Origin of the sequence: Kitasatospora acidiphila (genome assembly GCF_006636205.1) — a bacterium.
Taxonomy (GTDB): domain Bacteria; phylum Actinomycetota; class Actinomycetes; order Streptomycetales; family Streptomycetaceae; genus Kitasatospora; species Kitasatospora acidiphila.
Genome location: NZ_VIGB01000003.1, coordinates 3,618,466 through 3,637,274, shown reverse-complemented (window position 1 = coordinate 3,637,274; position 18,809 = coordinate 3,618,466). Strand labels below are relative to the sequence as shown.

The following is an 18,809-nucleotide window of genomic DNA, read 5'->3' as shown; positions in this document are numbered from 1 at the left end:
TCGGCCAGTGCAACGTGAATGAATTTTCAACCATTCCGAAGGGTGATGTGACCTGCATCACTCGTGGTGTCGTTGCTGGTCCGGCGGTTACGCCGACGGCCGGAGGGCCGTCAGCCCCTATCGTTCACCGCTGAGCCGTCCGACCGCTCGGCTGCCTCCTCGGCGGCCAGGGCTGCGTCAAGTCGGGCCCGGGCACCGTCCAGCCAGCGCTGGCAGACCTTCGCCAGCTGCTCACCGCGCTCCCACAGCGCCAGCGACTCCTCCAGCCCGGTGCCGCCGGCCTCCAGCCGCCGGACCACCTCCAGCAGGGCGTCCCGCGCCTCCTCGTAGCCCAGCTCGTCGTAGCCACGCTCGGTGGTCGCGGCCCCGGTGTCCTGCGCGTCCTCGTCTGCCATGGGCTCAGGGTAGGGGCTGGGCGCGACAATCCCGCGCCACTAGGGTCGGGTCCCATGATCAACGCGAGTGCCATCGAGGTGCGGCAGGGCGCGGCCGAGGACGCCGCCGAGCTGGTCCGGCTGCGGCTGCTGATGTTCGAGGCGATGCAGGGCGAGGCCCGCCCCGGCCCGTGGCAGGCCACCGCCGAGGCGATGCTGCGGGACCGGCTGCGCGACCCGGCGACCACCACCATGGGCGTCTTCGTGGTCGACGACCCGGCGCAGCCCGGCCGACTGGCCGCCTGCGCGGTCGGCACCCTGGAGGAGCGGCTGCCCGCGCCGGGCCACCCGGACGGCCGGTTCGGCTTCGTCTTCAACATCTGCACCGACCCGGCGATGCGCCGCCGCGGCTACGCCCGGGCCTGCACCGAGGCGCTGCTGGCCTGGTTCGACGCGCACCGGGTGACCCGGATCGACCTGCACGCCACCGAGGGCGGCGAGGGCCTCTACCGCAGCCTCGGCTTCACCGAGCACTCGGTGCCGCTCTCCCGCACCCGGCGGCCCCAGGACTGACGCCTACTCGGCCGTCACCTCGAAGCCGCCGCCGGCCACCCGGGCGTGCAGCCGCTCGCCCGGGGAGAGCACCGCCGGATCGGTCAGCACCTGCCCGTCCGCCCGCTGCAGCACCGCGTAGCCGCGCTCCAGCGTCGCGGCGGGGGAGAGCGCGAGCACCCGCTCGGCGAGGTGCCCGAGGTCCGACTCGGCGCCGTCCAGCCGGTGCCCGAGGGTGCGCCGGGCCCGGTCCACCAGCGCCGTCAGCTCGGCACCCCGCTCGTCCAGCAGCCGGTGCGGCGCCGCCAGCGCGGGGCGGCTGCGCACCCCGGCCAGGCCCGCCTGCTCCCGCCGCACCAGGTCGCTGACCATCCGGCGGGCCCGGTCGCGCAGCTGGCGCACCCGGGCCTGCTCCTCGCCCACGTCCGGTACCACCCGCTTGGCGGCGTCGGTGGGCGTGGCGGCCCGCAGGTCGGCCACGAAGTCCAGCAGCGGCTGGTCCGGCTCGTGCCCGATCGCGCTCACCACCGGGGTGCCGGCGGCGGCCACGGTGCGGCACAGCTCCTCGTCGGAGAACGGGAGCAGATCCTCCACGCTGCCGCCGCCGCGGGCCACGATGATCACGTCCACCCCGGGGTGCCCGTCCAGTTCGCGCACCGCCCGGGCCACCTGCCCGGCCGCCTGCGAGCCCTGCACCAGCACGTTGCGCACCTCGAACCGGACCGCCGGCCAGCGCCGCCGGGCCACCTCCAGCACGTCCCGCTCGGCCGCCGAGGCCCGCCCGGTGACCAGCCCGACGCACTGCGGCAGGAACGGCAGCGGGCGCTTGCGCTCGGCGGCGAACAGCCCCTCGCCGGCCAGCCGCCGCTTCAACTGCTCCAGCCGGGCCAGCAGTTCGCCCAGCCCGACGAGCCGGATCTCGGTGGCGCGCAGCGACAGGGTGCCGCGGCCCGTGTACCACTCGGGCTTGGCGTGCACGATCACCCGGGAGCCCTCGTGCAGCGTGTCGGCGAGCGGTTCGAGCACCGCGCGGAAGCAGGTGACGCTCAACGAGACGTCGTGCTCCGGGTCGCGCAGCGTCAGGAACTGCATGCCGGGCCGCCGGCTCAGCTGGGTGACCTGCCCCTCTACCCAGACCGCGCCGAGCCGGTCGACCCAGCCGCCGATCAGCTGGGAGACCTTGCCGACCGGCAGCGGGGCTTCGGGGGAGCTGGGATTGGCCATGCGTATGAGGCTAGCCGCGCGAGCCGACAAGGCCTACCGCCCCGAGCGGGCCCAGGCGCCCTGCACCCGCGCTACCGCCGCGGCCCCACCGGCCCCGCCCCCTGCACCGCGACCACCACCAGCCCGGCCAGCAGCCACAGCGCCCCCACCAGCTGCGCCGTGTGGCCGGCCCGCCAGACCACCGCCGCGATCACCGCGATCCCCAGCACCGGCAGCAGCAGGTGCCGCACCCGGTCCCGGGAGTGCTGCTTGACGGTGTACCACCCGATCACCGAGGCGTGCAGCAGCGCGAACGCGGTGAGCGCGCCGATGTTCACCACCGAGGTCAGCTGGTCGAGCCCGTCGCTGCGCCCGGCCGCCCAGCCGGCCGCCGTCAGGGTCACCAGCGCGGCCAGCAGCAGCGCCCGGCGCGGCACGCCCGACGCCGGGTCCACCGCGGCGAGCCCGCGCGGCAGTCGCCCCTGGCGGCCCATCGCGAACAGCAGCCGCCCGGCCGCCGCCTGCCCGGCCAGCGCCGCGAAGGCCGCCCCGATCGCCTTGCTCACCGCGACCAGGGTGTGCAGCCAGTGCCCGATCGCGCTCTCCACGGTGTCGTAGAAGGCCGTGCCCTGATCGGCCGGGTGCACGGCCAGCTGCTGCGGGCTGACCGGTTCGAGCAGTGCGGCCAGATAGGTCTGGACGGTGAACAGCGCCCCGGCCAGGAACAGGCAGAGCAGCACCGCCCGGGCCACCGCCGCCGACGCGCCGACCGCCTCCTCCACGAAGGAGGCGATCGCGTCGAAGCCCAGGTACGACAGCACCGCCACGCTCACCGCGCTCAGCACCGCCCCGAACGAGAAGCCGCCCACCGCGGTCAGCGGCGACAGCGCGGGGCGGGTCGCCCCGTGCCGGGCCAGCGCCACGAGCGCCGCCGCCACGAAGACCGCCAGCACCGCCACCTCCAGCGCCAGCACCGCGAAGCCCACCGCGGCGGCGGTCCGCACCCCGGTCAGGTTGAGCGCGGTGGTCACCAGCACCGCGAGCACCGTCCAGAGCCACCGCGACACGCCGGGGACCAGGGCGTGCAGCGCGATCCCGGAGAACAGGTAGGCGACCGCCGGGATCAGCAGGTAGTCGAGCATCGCCATCCAGCCGGCCGTGAAGCCGGCGGCTTCGCCCAGCCCGGCCCGGGCGTAGGCGAACACCGAGCCGGCCTGCGGCACGGCACGCACCATCTGGGCGTACGAGAGGGCGGTGAACCCCATCGCGACCGTGGCGACCAGGTAGACCGCCGCGACCGCGCCCCGGCTCTTGGCGTCCAGCACCCCGTACACCCCGACCGGTGCCATGGGGGCGATGAAGAGCAGCCCGTAGACCACCAGGTCACGCAGGCCCAGGCTGCGGTGCAGGCCGCCGGATCCGGCGGGGCGTTCGACCACGGGTCCGATTGCACCACCTGACGTCCCGTCGGCCGCGCAGGCCGCGGAGTTCCGGCGCGGCACCCGGGCCCTGGGCGCCGCGCTTACCATAGGAGCCATGTCGACCACCGCTCAGCGCCGCGTCCTGCTCGCCGCCCCCCGGGGCTACTGCGCGGGCGTCGACCGCGCCGTCATCGCCGTGGAGAAGGCCCTGGAGCAGTACGGGGCACCGATCTACGTCCGCAAGCAGATCGTCCACAACAAGTACGTCGTGCAGACCCTGGAGAAGCAGGGCGCGATCTTCGTCGATGAGACGGAGGAGGTGCCGGAGGGCTCGATCGTGGTCTTCTCGGCGCACGGCGTGGCCCCCTCGGTGCACGACGAGGCCAAGGCCGGCAAGCTCGCCACCATCGACGCCACCTGCCCGCTGGTCACCAAGGTGCACAAGGAGGCCGTCCGGTTCGCCGACGAGGGCTTCGACATCCTGCTGGTTGGCCACGAGGGCCACGAGGAGGTGGTCGGCACCATGGGCGAGGCCCCGGACCGGATCCACCTGGTCGACGGCGCCGAGGACGTGGCCAACGTCCAGGTGCGCGACGAGTCCAGGGTCGTCTGGCTCTCCCAGACCACCCTTTCGGTGGACGAGACCATGGCCACCGTCGGCGAGCTGAAGAAGCGCTTCCCCGCGCTGGTCTCGCCGCCGAGCGACGACATCTGCTACGCCACCCAGAACCGCCAGGTGGTGGTCAAGCAGATCGCCCCCGAGACCGACCTGCTGATCGTGGTCGGCTCCAAGAACTCCTCCAACTCGGTCCGGCTGGTCGAGGTCGGCCTGGAGTACGGCGCCAAGGCCGCGCACCTGGTGGACTTCGCCGAGGAGCTGGACGAGGCCTGGCTGGACGGCGTCACCACGGTCAGCGTGACCAGCGGCGCCTCGGTGCCGGAGATCCTGGTCCAGGGCGTGCTGGCCTGGCTGGCCGAGCGCGGCTTCGGCGACGTCCAGGTGGTGCGCACCGCCGAGGAGACGCTCACCTTCTCGCTGCCCAAGGAGCTCCGCCGCGACCTGCGGGCCGAGGCCGCCGGCAAGGTCGCCGAATAACCTCGGAATCCTGCACGCCCGGTCGGCCCCGCCAGGCCGACCGGGCGTTGTGGCAGGTTCGGGCTGCTTTCCCCTCCCGCCTCACCTACCGTGAGGATCCGGGACTCGGAACAGGAGCAGTGACGTGACCACACCCCCTGTCTTCGGCGTGGACATCGGCGGCTCGGGCATCAAGGGCGCCCCGGTCGATGTGGAGCTCGGCGCCCTCACGCAGCCCCGCCACAAGGTGCTCACCCCGCATCCGGCCAGGCCCGAGGCAGTGGCCGTGGCGGTGCGCGAGGTGGTGGAGCACTTCGCGCACGAGGGCCCGGTCGGCCTGACCTTCCCGGGCGTGGTGGTCGACGGGCACACCCGCACCGCCGCCAACGTCGACCAGAGCTGGCTCGGGCTGGACGCCGAGAAGCTGTTCCGGGAGGTGCTGGACGGCCCCGCGGTGGTGCTCAACGACGCGGACGCGGCCGGCCTGGCCGAGATGGCGCACGGGGCCGGCCGGGGCGAGGGCGGCACGGTGCTGGTGCTCACCTTCGGCACCGGCATCGGCAGCGCCCTCTTCGTGGACGGCGCCCTGGTGCCCAACACCGAGCTGGGCCACCTGGAGCTGCGCGGCAAGGACGCGGAGCGGCGGGCCTCGTCCGCGGCCAAGGACCGCCATGAGCTCAGCTGGGCCGAGTGGGCGGTCCGGGTGGACGAGTACCTGGACCTGGTGGAGCGGCTCTTCTCACCGCGGCTGATCGTCATCGGCGGCGGGGTGAGCCGCAAGCACGAGAAGTTCCTGCCGCTGCTCAGCGAGCGGGCGGCCCGGGTGGTGCCGGCCGAGCTGCGCAACGACGCCGGGATTGTGGGCGCGGCGATGGCGGCGGCCACGTACGGGCGCTGAACCCGCCAGGCCGCGGCCCTCTTGGCCGCAGCCGCAGCCGCAGCCGCAGCCCGCTCAGCCGCAGCCGCAGCCCGCTCAGCCGCGGCCGCGGCGGATGCGGCGCTGGGCGACGAACCGGGCGAACACGATCAGCACGGCCAGCCCGGTGCCGCCGAACAGCCACCCGGCCCGCAGCGCCAACCCGCTGCACAGCGCCAGCACCTGGCCGACCACGCCGGGCACCGGGGTGGGCGTCAGCAGGGCCAGCGCCGCCGCGAAGGCGATCGGCCCGCTGACCGGCGCGGCCGGCAGGTCCGCCAGCCGGACCCGCACCGCGGCCTGGAAGCAGACGAAGAGGAAGCCCAGCTCGAACAGGAGACCGAGGTCACCGAAGAGCAGCCGGTCGACGCCGCCGATGGCCAGGGTGCCGACCACGGTCAGCAGCCCGGTGCCGATCCCGGTCAGCCGGGTCGGCGGGCCCGGCCGGCGGCTCCCCGACTGGAGCCGGCGCCGCAGCAGGGCCAGCACGGTCGGCCCGCCGCTGCTCGCGGGACGCGGTCGGGCGGGCCGCACGCCGACGGTGTCGCGGGGCGCGGCCGGCCCGGGTACGGCGGCCCCGGGGCGCCTACCGCTCGCGGCGGGCCGGGGCCGGGGGCCGGGGGGCTGGGTACGGATGCTCTGCTCCACTCGTCCAACGTACGGTCCGATTAACATCACCATGGGTAATGACCCGTCAGTAGTCTTCCGTGTCCCACGTTTCGAGACCGCAAGATCGGACATCGGGGGCGGTTCGGGCGGCCGCCAGCAGTGAAGGGTTCGCACCGGACGCCTCGGGGCCGCCCGTGGGGGACAGCGCGGATCACGGCCGAGGCCGGTCGTCTTGCCGCAGCCCGTAGACTTGGCGGTCGGCCCGTACGGTGCCGCTCCACGCCCTCCAAGCCCACGGGATCTCGCTTCATGTCGCTCACGATCGGAATCGTCGGTCTGCCCAACGTCGGGAAGTCGACCCTGTTCAATGCCCTGACCAAGAACGACGTCCTGGCGGCCAACTACCCGTTCGCCACCATCGAGCCGAACGTCGGCGTGGTCGGCGTGCCGGACGCGCGACTGGCCAAGCTCGCCGAGATCTTCGGCTCGCAGCGGATCCTGCCCGCCACCGTCGACTTCGTGGACATCGCCGGCATCGTGCGCGGCGCCTCCGAGGGCGAGGGCCTGGGCAACAAGTTCCTCGCGAACATCCGCGAGGCCAACGCGATCTGCCAGGTGGTCCGGGCCTTCACCGACCCCGACGTGGTCCACGTGGACGGCAAGGTCTCGCCCAAGGACGACATCGAGACCATCCACACCGAGCTGATCCTGGCCGACCTGCAGACCATCGAGAAGGTCCTGCCGCGTCTGCAGAAGGAGGCCCGGCTCAAGAAGGAGACGGCGGCCGTGCTGGCCGCCGCCGAGGCCGCCCAGGCGGTCCTGGAGACCGGCAAGACCCTGTTCGAGGCCGGCTTCGACACCACCCCGATCCGCGACCTGCACCTGCTGACGGCCAAGCCCTTCCTCTACGTCTTCAACGTGGACGAGGCCGAGCTGGCCGACGAGGACTTCAAGAACGCCCAGCGCGAGCTGGTCGCCCCGGCCGAGGCGATCTTCCTCAACGCCAAGATCGAGTCCGAGCTGATCGAGCTGGACGACGACGAGGCCCTGGAGCTCCTGCAGTCCATGGGCCAGGACGAGCCCGGCCTGGCCACCCTGGCCCGGGTCGGCTTCAACACCCTCGGCCTGCAGACCTACCTCACCGCCGGCCCCAAGGAAACCCGCGCCTGGACCATCAAGAAGGGCGCCACCGCCCCCGAGGCCGCCGGTGTGATCCACACCGACTTCCAGAAGGGCTTCATCAAGGCCGAGGTCATCTCCTTCGACGACCTCGTCGAGACCGGCTCCATCGCCGAGGCCCGCTCCAAGGGCAAGGCCCGCATCGAGGGCAAGGACTACGTCATGCAGGACGGCGACGTGGTGGAGTTCCGCTTCAACGTGTAGCCATTCGCACACTGCACGTTGCCTGTGAGTCACATGTGCAGGGCGGAAGGGGCCGGACTCCGTCGAGTCCGGCCCCTTCGTCGTCACCGTGCCGGATGTTCTGACGCGGGGTCAGTGGTGATCAGGTCTCGTAGCCGGTGGACCGGTACCCCACATGAGCGACCCGGACCACAAGCTCTCCGTCGTCGATCGCGTAGACGACGCGGTAGTCGCCGACGCGCAGGCGGCGACGTTCGGGCTGGGACGCGAGTGCGGTGGTGTTGAAGCCGAGAGGGTCGGTCTCCAGCTCGGTCGGCTTGGCCAGGGTGCGCGCGGCTCGCGCATGTCACAGCGGGTGCCCGTCGCGTGTCAGGGTGGGTGACAGCTGTCCCGAGCAGAGACGGAGTGCCAGATGTCCTACCCCGACCCCAGGTACCTCGGCGAGAACGGTGAGGTCAACGCGGTGTTCCGGCCCGCCGACCGGGGCCCGACGTGGTCTCCCCGAGCGGCGACCGGACGCACTACCTGGCCACCCGGGCTTCCACCGGTGGGGAGTTCGGCCTCTACAAGGTGGATCTCGCACCTCACTCCAGGGGTGCCGCCACCCACTTCCACCGGGCGATCTCCGAGTCCTTCTTCATCCTCTCCGGCCAGGTCCGCCTCTTCGACGGCGACCGGTGGACCACCGGGCGCTCCGGCGACTTCCTGCACGTCCCGGTCGGCGGTCTGCACGCGTTCCGCAACGAGTCCGACGACCCGGCGCAGATGCTGCTGCTTTTCACCCCCGGCGCGCCCCGTGAGGAGTACTTCGAGCGCGTCGCCGAAATGGCTCAGCGCGGCGGCCCGGAGTTCCAGGAGTTCCTGGTGCGGCACGACAGCTTCTTCGTCGACCGGGGGTGAGCAGCGCGGGTCACCCCTGCGCCAGCACCTCCGCCAGCACTGCCGTGTGGCGGGCCTGCGGGTCCTTGTTGGCGGTCAGCAGGGTGAGGGCGGGGTGGCCGCGGAGGGCGGCGAGGTGGGTGCGGGCCTCGGGGGTGTCGAGCTCGGTGCGGTAGCGGTCGGCGAACTCGGTCGCGCGGGCCTCGGGCGCCTCGTGCAGCCATTGGCGCAGCTCGTTGGAGGGGGCGAGGTCCTTGGCCCACTCGTCCAGTGCGGCCCGCTCCTTGGCCATGCCGCGCGGCCAGAGGCGGTCGACCAGGACCCGGTAGCCGTCGTCGGGCGCGGGCGGGTCGTAGATGCGGCGGGCGCGGATCTCGGAGCGGGCCATGGACCCAGTCTGGCCTGACGGCGGCTCAGACGGTGATCAGCAGCGCACCGTCGGGGCGCGCGGTGACCCGGACGGCGGTCAGGTCGGGCACCTGGACGGTGGGGTGGTGGGCGGCGGCGCGCGGGCCGACGCCGACCACCCGCATCCCGGCGGCCAGGCCGGCCGCGATGCCGGCCCCGGAGTCCTCGAAGACCAGGCAGTCGGCGGGGTCGACGCCCAGTTCGGCGGCGGCCTTGAGGAAGCCCTCGGGGTCGGGCTTGCTGGCGCCGACGTGCTCGGCGGTTATGGCCAGTTCGGGGTAGGGCAGGCCGGCGGCGGCCATCCGGACCTGGGACAGCCGGCTGTCGGCCGAGGTGACCAGGGCGTGCGGCAGGCCGGCCAGCGAGGCCAGGAAGGCCGGGGCGCCGGGCACCGGCACGATGCCCTCGGTGTCGGCGGTCTCCGTGGCGAGCATCTCCCGGTTCTCCGCGAGGTTCTGCTCCATCGGGCGGTCGGGCAGCAGGATCGCCATCGACAGGTGGCCCTGGCGCCCGTGCACCACGCTCATCACCCGGTCGCCGTCGAGTCCTTGAGCCGCTGCCCAGCGGCGCCAGCAGCGCTCCACCACCGCGTCGGAGTTGACCAGGGTGCCGTCCATGTCCAGCAGCAGGGCACGGGCGGTGAGCTCGGTGGCGGTCATGCGGCGACTCCTTCGGGATAATGTTCCCCAAGGATACAAAAGGCGGGTGAACGCCCTCAGTCCAGCAGGTGTCGGTTCACCGCCCGCGCCTGCTCGGCCAGCTCCGGCAGTTCGACCACCTCGACCCCGGCGGCCCGCAGCCGGTCGACGCCCTCGCAGCCGGTGACGAACAGGTCGGGCTCGCGCCAGGCGATCACCACCCGGGGGACACCGGCCGCCAGGATCAGCTCGGCGCACGGGTGCGGCCGGGAGGCCCGGCGGCTGCACGGTTCCAGCGAGCTGTAGACGGTGGCGCCGCGCAGCCGCGGGTCGCCGGCCGGCAGCTTGGCCAGCGCGGCCTCCTCGGCGTGCACCAGCGGGTCGCCCTCCCGGCTGTACCCCTCGCTCAGCACCGTGCCGTCCGCGCCGACCACCACCGCGCCGACCGAGAAGGCGTGTTCGGCGGGCGGGCAGCGCCGGGAGAGCTCGATGGCGCGCAGCAGGAACGAGCGGTCGCTGGACGAGTGGTCGGCGGACGAGCGGTCGCTGGACGGACGGTCGGCGGCGGTCACGCGGACTCCTTGGGGGCGTACCGGAGCAGGACGACATCCCCGACGGTACGGGCCTCCAGCAGCCGCAGCCGCCGGGTGCTGCCGCCGGGGAAGTCGGCCGGGTTGACGAACCGCGGCGCCGCGGCGTGCCCGACCAGCAGCGGGGCCACCGCCAGCTGCAGTTCGTCGGCCAGCCCCTCGCTGAGGAACTGGGTGTGCACCGAGCCGCCGCCCTCCACCATCAGCCGCCGCACCCCGCGCCGCCCGAGGTCGTCCAGCACGGCGCCCAGGTGCACCCGCCGGCCCAGTGCGACCACCTCGGCCAGTCCGTCCAGCGCCGCACGCAGCCGGGTGGCCCCTGGTCGGTGCTGTAGACCAGCTTGGCCCCGCCGGTGTGCCAGAACCGCAGCTCGGGGGCGAGGTCGCCGCCCGCGCTCAGGGTGACCTTCAGGGGGTGGGCGGGTCGGCCGGCGGCTTCCCGGGCGGCCCGCCGGTCCGGCTCGTTGACCAGCAGCCGGGGGTTGTCGCGGCGCAGCGTGGTGGAGCCGACCATGATCGCGTCGGACTCGGCGCGCAGCTGGTCCACCCGGTCGAAGTCGGCCGGGTTGGAGAGCAGCAGGCGCTCGGGCGAGGCGTCGTCCAGGAAGCCGTCGAGCGACATCGCGGCGCTGAGGGTCACATACGGGCGCTGGGTCACAGCGCAAAGGCTACGGCCGCGGCGGGAGCGGCAGCGGCAGCCCGGGCAGGCCGTCGACGCTGACCCCGACGTACTCCTTGCCGGCGCAGTAGTCGGCGAACTCCGGTTCGCTCTTGCGGCCGAAGTAGTCGGCGTGCAGCGCCCGGTCCTCGCGGTAGTCCATGAACGGCACGGCGAACCCGCAGGAGTCGCTGACCCGGTCGGCGTGGACCAGCACCACGGCCCGCAGGCCGCTGCCGTCCGCGTCCGCCGGGAAGCGGGCGACCAGCTCGGCGAACCGCGGATCGTCGCGGAAGACCGGTTCGCCGCGCCCGTGCACCCGCACCACGGTGGGCGGGCCGGTGAAGGCGCACCACATCAGCGTGATCCGCCCGTTCTCCCGCAGGTGGGCGATGGTCTCCGCGTGGCTGCCGCCGAAGTCCAGGTAGGCCAGGGTGAGTTCGTCCAGCACGGCGAGGGTGCCGGCGCGCCCCTTGGGCGACAGGTTGACGTGGCCGTCGGCGGCCAGCGGTGCGGTGGCGGTGAAGAAGACCGGCTGGGCCTCGATGAACGAGCGCAGCCGGCCGTCGATTCGCTCATAGGTCTTCCCCATGGCCGCCATCGTAATCACGTCTCAGTCCACAAGACATACCTTCTTGCAGTATGAGACCGACTGCTAGGTTCGCGGCATGACCGACCATCAGAACCCCGCCGTCGTCTACACCCACGGTCACAGCGCGGCGGTGCTGCGCTCGCACCGCAGCCGCACCGCCGCCAACTCGGCCGGCTACCTGCTGCCCGAGCTGGCGGCCGGGCGGCGGGTGCTGGACGTCGGCTGCGGGCCCGGCACCATCACCGCCGACCTCGCCGAACTGGTCGGCCCCGAGGGGCGGGTGGTGGCGATCGACACCTCCGCCGAGGTGCTGGCGCAGGCCGCCGAGTACGTCGCGGGCCGGGGGCTGGCCAACGTCGAGTTCGCGGTCGCCGACGTGCACGATCTGCCGTACCCGGCGGCGGAGTTCGACGTGGTCCATGCCCACCAGGTGCTCCAGCACCTGGCCGACCCGGTGGACGCGCTGCGCCAGATGCGCCGGGTGCTGGCCCCGGGCGGGGTGGCGGCGGTCCGGGACGCGGACTACGAGGCGATGACCTGGTATCCCGAAGTCCCCGAGCTGGAGGCCTGGTTGTCGCTCTACCGGCAGTGCGCCCGGGTCAACGGCGGCGAGCCGGACGCGGGCCGCCGGCTGCTCGCCTGGGCCCGGGAGGCCGGCTTCACCGAGCTGACCGCGAGCAGCGCCACCTGGACCTACGCGTCGCCCGGTGAGCGGCTCTGGTGGGGTGAGTCCTGGGCCGACCGCACCACCGGCTCCGGCCTGGCCGCCACCGCGCTGGCCCAAGGCTTCGCCGACCGGGCCGAGTTGGCCGCCATCGCGGACGCCTGGCGGCGCTGGACGGTGGAGCCGGACGGCTGGTTCGCGGTCCTGCACGGCGAGCTGCTGGCTCGCGGATAACCGTAGCGTTACGAGTAGTTGACGAACCGTCAGTCTCCGAATCGAAACTTCGCACAGTAGTGCCCACGAAGCGGCGCCGCCGCCCCCCGTTCGCAGTCGGCCCGGCCGGGACCTTGCGCGGCGGCGGCCATGGGGTCACCCTGGCGGTAGTCGTACGTGAGGCTCTCGCCCCGGTCACACCGGGCGAGCCGGGGTGCCCTGGTCCCACCGGACCCGCCCAGCCCGGCGGCCCCCCACGCACGACGGAACGGGGGACGGGGGCACGGGCGCCAAGCGGCGGACGGTGCCCGGCACGGGACACGTGTCGGCACGGCCCGCCGGACGGACGGACCATCAACCGGGTCGGCGGCACGGACCGCCGACTCCCCTGACGCGGCGTCGGGCGGGTCGGTTTCGAAGACCTGTGATGTCGCCGAAACCTCGTTCCAACGTCCCGTTAGCGGGCCGTCCCTACGCTGGGAGGACGGCCGGCACCGTGCGGGCCCGACTCGACCCCCACCGAGCCGGGCCCGCACGGCGCAGTCGTGGGAGGGCTCCCGCCGCCGCGCGTGGATCGGCCGCCGACCCCGTCCGGGGCCCTAGGCTGCCGTGGCATGGAGAATCGGATCGTGGTCGGCGGCGCCCTCATCCACCAGGGGCGGGTGCTGGCCGCCAGGCGCAGCGCCCCCGCCGAGGTGGCGGGGCGCTGGGAGTTCCCGGGCGGCAAGGCCGAGCCCGGGGAGACGCAGCAGCAGGCGCTGGAGCGCGAGCTCTTCGAGGAGCTGGGGGTGCGGGCCCGGGCGCTGAACCGGCTGCCGGGGGAGTGGCCGATCCGGGCCGGGCTGGTGCTGCGGATCTGGGCGGCCGAGCTGCTGGAGGGTGAGCCGCAGCCGCTGGAGGACCACTCGGAGCTGCGCTGGCTGGGCCCTGACGAACTGTCGGCGGTGGACTGGCTGGAGCACGACCGGGAGGTGCTGCCCGAGGTGGCGCGCCTGCTCACCGCGGCCTGCTGACGCATCGCCCGGTCATCCGGGTTGTACGGTTTTCGTCTGGATATGTCACAGTTCGATATGAACCTTGACGTACGGTGAGGCGAGGCAGCGCAGCTTGGAGGCCCGGTCGGTGACCAGTACGGGGAGCGGGGGCCGGGCGCGGACCCGGCGCACCCGCGCGGGTGCCGCCGCCGCCCGGGCGCGGCTGCGGATGCGCGGCCCGGGACCGGCGGCCGAGCGGCCGGCGCCACCGGCCCGACCCCCGGCCGGGCCGTCCGCCCCCGTCTCGATGCGCGGCGGGCCCGCCGCGCCGTTCCCGCGCGGTGCGGCGGCCGAGGCGGAGCCGGTCGGCGAGCACACCCGGGGCAGCCTGTTCGACATGGTCAAGGTGGCCATCGCGATGCTGGACGCGGCCGGTCGGGTGGTGCTGTGGAGCCCGGCGGCCGAGGACCTGCTCGGCTGGCCCAGTGAGCTGCTGGTGGGCCGCGGGATCGACGAACTGCTGGCGGACGACCAGCGGCTGGTCGCCCGCGCCCGGGAGGCCATCGCGGCCGCGCTGCGCACCGGCAGCTGGCTGGGCCTGACCGGCCTGCGGCACCGCCGTGGCCCGCGGGTGCGGGTTCAGGTCCGGATCTCGGTGCTGGTGGACGGCCACGGCACCCCGTTCCTGCTGGTGGCGCTCGCCGAGGCGGGCACGGTGCGCGCGGTGGAGCGTGACCTGGCGGTGCGGGACGCGCTCTTCGAGCAGTCCGCGCTCGGCATCGCGGTGCTGGACACCGAGCTGCGCTACACCGCCGTCAACCAGACCCTGGCCGAGATGAACGGCGTGCCGGCCGCGGCCCACGTCGGCCGCACCACCGGCGAGACCCTGCCGGACCGGGCCGCCGACGAGATCTCCGTGATCCAGCGTCAGGTGCTGGCCACCGGCGAGCCGGTGATCGACGTGACACTGACCGCGCCGGTGACCGCGCGCCCCGGCGGCTACCGCTCGATCTCCTACGGCCGGCTGACCGACCGGGCCGGCCGGGTGCTCGGCATCTCCGGCACCGTGATGGACGTGACGGAGCGGTACCGGGCGGTGGCCAAGGTCGAGCACGCCCGCCGCCGGCTGGCGCTGCTGAACGAGTTCGGCTCCCGGATCGGCGACCTGCTGGACGCCGGCCGGATCGCCCAGGAGCTGGCCGGGGCCGCGGTGCCGCGGCTGGCCGACTTCGCCGCCGTGATCCTGCTGCAGGCGGTGGCGCACGGCGACGACCTGCTGGGGCACGGCCACGACCGGCACACCGCACTGCTGCAACTCGGCGTGGCGGCCGCCCGGGACGGCGCGGACGTCGAGGTGATGCTCCGCCGGGGCGCTCGGGTGAGCTTCGCCGAGGAGTCCTGCTACGGCCGGGTGCTGCGCACCGGCGTGCCCGAACTGCTGTCCGGCGCCGAGGAGTTGGCTCAGGCGGCGGACCCGGGCGACCCGCGCACCAGGGCCGCGCTGGCGCTCGGCGTGCACTCGGTGCTGGTGGTGCCGCTGCGGGCCCGGGGAATCGTGATCGGGCTGCTGGTGCTCAGCCGGGCCGGGCGCCGCGAGGCGTTCGACCGGGACGACCTGGCGTTCTCGGTGGAACTCGCGGACCGGGCCGGCAGCTCGCTGGACAACGCCCGGCTCTACGTGCGCGAGCGCACCGCCGCGCTCACCCTGCAGCGCACCCTGCTGCCGCAGCAGGTGCCGCAGCCCACCGGGGTGGAGGTGGCCTACCGCTACGTGCCGGGCAGCAGCGGCACCGAGGTGGGCGGCGACTGGTTCGACGTGATCCCGCTGCCCGGCGACCGCACCGCCCTGGTGGTCGGCGACGTGATGGGCCACGGCCTGCGGGCGGCGGCCACCATGGGCCGGCTGCGCACCGCGGTGCGGGTGCTGGCCGGCCTCGACCTGCCGCCGGCCGTGCTGCTGCGGCACGTCCACGAGCTGGCCGACGACCTGGCCCAGGGGCCGGACGAGGCACTGCTGGCGACCTGCGTCTACGCCGTCTACGACCCGGCCGCCGGGCTGCTGACGGTGGCCAAGGCGGGGCACATCCCGCCGGTGCTGGTGAGCCCGTCGCGCCCGGGCCCGGCGCGCACCGGCGGTCCGCTGCCGGGCGGCCAGGGGCAGGTGCTGGAGCTGCCGTCCGGGGCGCCGCTAGGCGTGGGCGGGGTGCCGTTCGAGGCGGTGGAGCTCCAGGTCCCGGAGGGCAGCGTGCTGGCGCTGTGCACGGACGGCCTGGTGGAGTCCCGCGACAAGGACCTGGACGTCGGCCTCGGCCGGCTGCAGGCGGTGCTGGAGAAGCCGCACCCGTCGCTGCAGCACGCCTGCGAGGCGGTGCTCGACACCATGGAGCAGGGGCGCGAGCCGGACGACGTGGCGCTGCTGCTGGCCCGGCTGGGTCGCGGCGCGGAGGGTGCCCAGGTGGTCGGCTGGACGCTGCCGGCCGAGCCCGCCGCGGTCTCCCGGGCCCGCCGGCTGGTCCGCGGGGCGCTGCGGGAGTGGGGGGTGGCGGAGCTGGGCGACACCGCCGAGCTGCTGGTGAGCGAGCTGGTGACCAATGCGGTGCGCTATGCCAGCGCCCCGATCGGGGTGCGGCTGACGCTGGGCGGGGTGCTGCTGGTGGAGGTCTCCGATCCACTGCCGGATCCGCCCCGGGAGCGGCACGCGGCCGATGGCGACGAGGGCGGCCGGGGTCTGGAGCTGGTGCACCGGCTGGCGCTGCGCTGGGGCAGCAGGGCCGAGGGAATGGGCAAGGTGGTCTGGTTCGAGCAGGAATTGCCGGGGAAGGAAGCGGACCGGGAATGAACCGAGCAGATTCATCGATCAGATATTCGAATATTCTCTACTTGTCCATGACAATTCCATGCTGGGCGCATGGGAGTGGGTCGGGAGCGCGAGGGGTGCGCGGAGGTCGCGCGGGACGGGTGACAAAAACCCTCGCTCGATTTGATGTTGTGATCTCAGAGGCGTGTGCGCCCGCCCCTGGATGATGAATACTCGGTCTTCTCGACATCCGGATGGTCGCGGGTTGGAGGGGTCGGTCCTTGAACAGCATGCCGGCGCGGGAAGCGCTGACTGGCAGCAGCGGCCATGCCGCGGTGCCCGGGCAGCCGGGCAACCCGGTGGTGCCGCCTGCTCCAGGCCCGGTGCCGCAAGCCCGTTGGGGCGACCTGGACCCGGGATCGATCTACGAGTACATCCGGGTCGCGACCTTCGCGATCGGCGCCGACGGGCGGATCGGGCAGTGGAGCGACCGGGCCGCCGACTTCTTCGCGCTGCCGGCCGCCGAGGCGCTCGGTGCCGACCCGGTCACCACCCTGGTGCCGCGCGAGTACTGGCGGCGCGGCCGGGAGCGGCTGGAGCGCACCCTGGCGGGCGAGGAGTGGATCGGCACCGCCCCCTACCGTGATCGCGACGGCGGCGAGAGCCTGGCCGAGATCTATCTGATGCCCGCCGCCGGCTCGGAGCAGACGGCCGGCCCCGCCGGGGCCCTCTGCCTCGCCGTCGACCTCGGCAAGCTGCGCCGGATCGAGACCGACCTGGCCGCATCTGCGGCTGTTTTCGGCCAAACTCCGAGCGGCTTCTTCCTGTTCGACCCCGAGCTGCGGCTGCAGCGGGTCAACCCGGCCTTCGCCGACGCCGTCGGCCGCGATGCCGAACTGCTGGCCGGCCGCACCGCGCACGAACTGTTCGCGCCGGGCGAGGCCGACCGGATGCAGGCGGCGCTGCGCAAGGTCCTGGAGACCGGCGAGCCGATGGTCGACCTGCGGTTCAGCGGCGTGCTGCCGCACGGCGGCGAGCGCCGCTGGGCGGTCTCGCTGTACCGGCTGACCGGGCCGGGCGACCGGCCGATCGGTGTCGCCGGGCAGGTCAACGACGTCACCAGCCGGATGGTGGCCGAGCGCGAGGCCGCCGGGGTGCGGCGCAACCTGGCCCTGGTCAACGAGGCCAGCGCGCACATCGGCTCCACCCTCGACCTGGAGACCACCGCCAAGGAACTGCTCGACGTGGTGGTGCCGCAGTTCTGCGACATGGCCACCGTCGACCTCTACTCGGCGCTGCTCTCCGGCGAAAGCGGTCCGGCGCTGGCCCGCAGCGGCGGCGGCTACGACGGCAGCGGCGAGCTGCGCCGGGTCGCGGTCTCCAGCGTGGTGGGCGACGCGGCCGCGGTGCTCGGCGGCGACCCGACGGTCTACGACGACCTCGGCTTCAGCTCCCAGCTGGCCGCCGCCGAGGCCGGCGGCACCCTCTGCTACCCGCCGCGCTCCCCGCACGCCCGAGCACTGCGGACCGGCCGCAGCGCGATCCCCGACCCCGGCCCGAACCCGCTGCTGCGCTCCACCCTGGTGGTGCCGCTGGTGGCCCGGAACGTGGTGCTCGGCCTGGTGCAGCTCTCCCGGGCGATCGGCAGCGAGCCGTTCGACGCCCGCGACGTGGCGATCGCCGAGGAGATCGCGGCCCGGGCGGCGGTCTGCGTCGACAACGCCCGGCTCTACCGGCGCGAGCACGAGCGCGCCCTGATCCTGCAGCGCAGCCTGCTGCCCCCCGGCAACCCGGAGGCCAGCGGGCTGGAGATCGCCTGCCGCTACCGGCCCAGCAGCAACAACACCGAGGTCGGCGGCGACTGGTTCGACGTCATCCCGCTGCCCGGCAACCGGACGGCGCTGGTGATCGGCGACGTCATGGGCCGCGGCCTGCGTGCCGCCGTGGCGATGGGTCAACTCCGCACCGCGGTACGGACCTTGGCGATGCTCGACCTGGAGCCGGCCGAGGTGCTCGGAGCCCTGGACGACATCGCCAGAGGCCTCGGCGACCCCGGCCCCGGCCCGCTGCCCGGCTACGGCGCGACGGCCCGGCCGGTGGACGACGAGGCGGCCGAGGTCTACCTGGCGACCTGCGTCTACGCGGTCTACGACGCCGTCACCCGGCGCTGCACCTTCGCCAACGCCGGGCACCTGCCGCCGGTGCTGCTCAGCCCCGGCGAGCCGGCCCGGATGCTGGACGTGCCACCCGGCCTGCCGCTCGGCGTGGGCGGCGAGCCGTTCGAGGAGGTCACCCTGGTGCTGCCGGACGGCGCGCTGCTCGGCCTCTACACCGACGGCCTGGTGGAGTCCCGCAAGCACCAGCTGGACGAGGGCCTGCTGGCCTTCCGGACCGCCCTGCAGAACGGCGGCCCGGTCCTGGAGACCCTCTGCGACCAGGTGCTCAACGAGCTCGACCCGCACCACGGCGAGGACGACATCGCACTGCTGATGGCCCGGGTCCGGGCCTTCGACGAGGACGCGGTCGGCGACTGGCGGCTGCCGCCGGAGCCCACCTCGGTGGCCAAGGCCCGCGAACTGGCCTGCGGCTGGCTGCGGGTGCGCGGCCTGGACGAGCTGGTGGACACCACCGAGCTGCTGGTCAGCGAGCTGGTCACCAACGCGCTGCGGCACGGCCGGGGCGAGATCCGGCTGCGGCTGCTCAAGGACACCTCGGTGGTCTGCGAGGTGTGGGACGACGGCTACGCCCAGCCCCGGCAGCGCCGCGCCCAGGAGACCGACGAGGGCGGCCGCGGCCTCCAGCTGGTCAGCCTGCTGGCCGAGCGCTGGGGCAGCCGCCGCACCCCGCACGGGAAGATCGTCTGGTTCGAGCTCTCGCTCTGACC

At 74.0% G+C, this 18,809-nt stretch carries 15 protein-coding genes and 3 pseudogenes; 9 read left to right on the top strand and 9 right to left on the bottom strand.

Going from position 1 to position 18,809, the window contains the following annotated elements:
• Nucleotides 1–110 precede the first annotated feature (110 nt).
• Nucleotides 111–395: an exodeoxyribonuclease VII small subunit gene (locus tag E6W39_RS16995; protein ID WP_141634235.1), complete on the bottom strand. Its 285-nt coding sequence runs from the start codon at nucleotides 393–395 to the stop codon at nucleotides 111–113.
• Between the two features lie 54 nt (nucleotides 396–449).
• On the opposite strand from E6W39_RS16995, the gene E6W39_RS16990 reads away from it, so the two are divergent.
• A complete protein-coding gene (locus E6W39_RS16990; protein WP_141634234.1) occupies nucleotides 450–947 on the top strand; it encodes a GNAT family N-acetyltransferase in 498 nt (165 codons plus the stop codon).
• A 3-nt stretch (nucleotides 948–950) separates the two neighbouring features.
• Here E6W39_RS16990 and xseA read toward each other — a convergent pair whose 3' ends face one another.
• Nucleotides 951–2,150 carry an exodeoxyribonuclease VII large subunit gene (gene xseA / locus E6W39_RS16985; protein ID WP_141634233.1) on the bottom strand — a complete coding sequence of 400 codons (1,200 nt, stop codon included), beginning with the start codon at nucleotides 2,148–2,150 and terminating at the stop codon, nucleotides 951–953.
• A 71-nt stretch (nucleotides 2,151–2,221) separates the two neighbouring features.
• Entirely contained in the window at nucleotides 2,222–3,658 is a 1,437-nt protein-coding gene (locus tag E6W39_RS16980) for an APC family permease (RefSeq protein WP_141637790.1), read from the bottom strand.
• Nucleotides 3,659–3,665: 7 nt separating this feature from the next.
• Between E6W39_RS16980 and E6W39_RS16975 the strand changes: the two genes are divergently transcribed.
• Both E6W39_RS16975 and ppgK read left to right on the top strand, forming a co-directional pair.
• Nucleotides 3,666–4,646 carry a 4-hydroxy-3-methylbut-2-enyl diphosphate reductase gene (locus E6W39_RS16975; protein WP_407658393.1) on the top strand — a complete coding sequence of 327 codons (981 nt, stop codon included), beginning with the start codon at nucleotides 3,666–3,668 and terminating at the stop codon, nucleotides 4,644–4,646.
• A 124-nt stretch (nucleotides 4,647–4,770) separates the two neighbouring features.
• The gene (gene ppgK / locus E6W39_RS16970; RefSeq protein WP_141634231.1) at nucleotides 4,771–5,523 is read left to right on the top strand and encodes a polyphosphate--glucose phosphotransferase; all 753 of its coding nucleotides are present in this window, start codon (nucleotides 4,771–4,773) and stop codon (nucleotides 5,521–5,523) included.
• A gap of 75 nt (nucleotides 5,524–5,598) precedes the next feature.
• On the opposite strand, the gene E6W39_RS16965 is transcribed toward ppgK, so the two are convergent.
• On the bottom strand, nucleotides 5,599–6,189 hold the full coding sequence (locus tag E6W39_RS16965) for a DUF6542 domain-containing protein (protein ID WP_141634230.1): 591 nt from the start codon (nucleotides 6,187–6,189) through the stop codon (nucleotides 5,599–5,601).
• Nucleotides 6,190–6,459: 270 nt separating this feature from the next.
• Between E6W39_RS16965 and ychF the strand changes: the two genes are divergently transcribed.
• Nucleotides 6,460–7,533 (top strand): redox-regulated ATPase YchF, encoded by a 1,074-nt coding sequence (gene ychF / locus E6W39_RS16960; protein ID WP_141634229.1) that lies wholly within the window; start codon nucleotides 6,460–6,462, stop codon nucleotides 7,531–7,533.
• A 121-nt stretch (nucleotides 7,534–7,654) separates the two neighbouring features.
• Here the strand turns inward: ychF and E6W39_RS16955 are convergent.
• A pseudogene (locus E6W39_RS16955) lies at nucleotides 7,655–7,849 on the bottom strand (type II toxin-antitoxin system RelE family toxin); the annotation flags it as partial.
• 75 nt (nucleotides 7,850–7,924) lie between these two features.
• Here E6W39_RS16955 and E6W39_RS16950 point away from each other — a divergent pair.
• A pseudogene (locus E6W39_RS16950) lies at nucleotides 7,925–8,412 on the top strand (cupin domain-containing protein).
• 10 nt (nucleotides 8,413–8,422) lie between these two features.
• On the opposite strand, the gene E6W39_RS16945 reads toward E6W39_RS16950, so the two are convergent.
• The 4 genes and pseudogenes from E6W39_RS16945 to E6W39_RS16925 form a co-directional block, all read right to left on the bottom strand.
• Nucleotides 8,423–8,779 (bottom strand): DUF488 domain-containing protein, encoded by a 357-nt coding sequence (locus E6W39_RS16945; protein WP_141634228.1) that lies wholly within the window; start codon nucleotides 8,777–8,779, stop codon nucleotides 8,423–8,425.
• A gap of 25 nt (nucleotides 8,780–8,804) precedes the next feature.
• Nucleotides 8,805–9,458, bottom strand: a complete 654-nt coding sequence (locus E6W39_RS16940; protein ID WP_141634227.1) for an HAD-IA family hydrolase — start codon at nucleotides 9,456–9,458, stop codon at nucleotides 8,805–8,807.
• A 56-nt stretch (nucleotides 9,459–9,514) separates the two neighbouring features.
• Nucleotides 9,515–10,649: pseudogene (locus E6W39_RS41615) on the bottom strand (dihydrofolate reductase family protein).
• A gap of 46 nt (nucleotides 10,650–10,695) precedes the next feature.
• Nucleotides 10,696–11,277 (bottom strand): pyridoxamine 5'-phosphate oxidase family protein, encoded by a 582-nt coding sequence (locus E6W39_RS16925; protein ID WP_141634225.1) that lies wholly within the window; start codon nucleotides 11,275–11,277, stop codon nucleotides 10,696–10,698.
• Nucleotides 11,278–11,353: 76 nt separating this feature from the next.
• On the opposite strand from E6W39_RS16925, the gene E6W39_RS16920 reads away from it, so the two are divergent.
• The 4 genes from E6W39_RS16920 to E6W39_RS16905 all read left to right on the top strand — a co-directional run bounded on the left by E6W39_RS16920 (nucleotide 11,354) and on the right by E6W39_RS16905 (nucleotide 18,807).
• Nucleotides 11,354–12,175: a methyltransferase domain-containing protein gene (locus tag E6W39_RS16920; RefSeq protein WP_141634224.1), complete on the top strand. Its 822-nt coding sequence runs from the start codon at nucleotides 11,354–11,356 to the stop codon at nucleotides 12,173–12,175.
• Between the two features lie 593 nt (nucleotides 12,176–12,768).
• Nucleotides 12,769–13,167: a (deoxy)nucleoside triphosphate pyrophosphohydrolase gene (locus E6W39_RS16915; RefSeq protein ID WP_101382045.1), complete on the top strand. Its 399-nt coding sequence runs from the start codon at nucleotides 12,769–12,771 to the stop codon at nucleotides 13,165–13,167.
• Between the two features lie 109 nt (nucleotides 13,168–13,276).
• Nucleotides 13,277–15,967, top strand: a complete 2,691-nt coding sequence (locus tag E6W39_RS16910) for a SpoIIE family protein phosphatase (RefSeq protein WP_228718190.1) — start codon at nucleotides 13,277–13,279, stop codon at nucleotides 15,965–15,967.
• 248 nt (nucleotides 15,968–16,215) lie between these two features.
• Nucleotides 16,216–18,807: a SpoIIE family protein phosphatase gene (locus E6W39_RS16905; RefSeq protein WP_141637787.1), complete on the top strand. Its 2,592-nt coding sequence runs from the start codon at nucleotides 16,216–16,218 to the stop codon at nucleotides 18,805–18,807.
• Nucleotides 18,808–18,809: the final 2 nt, after the last annotated feature.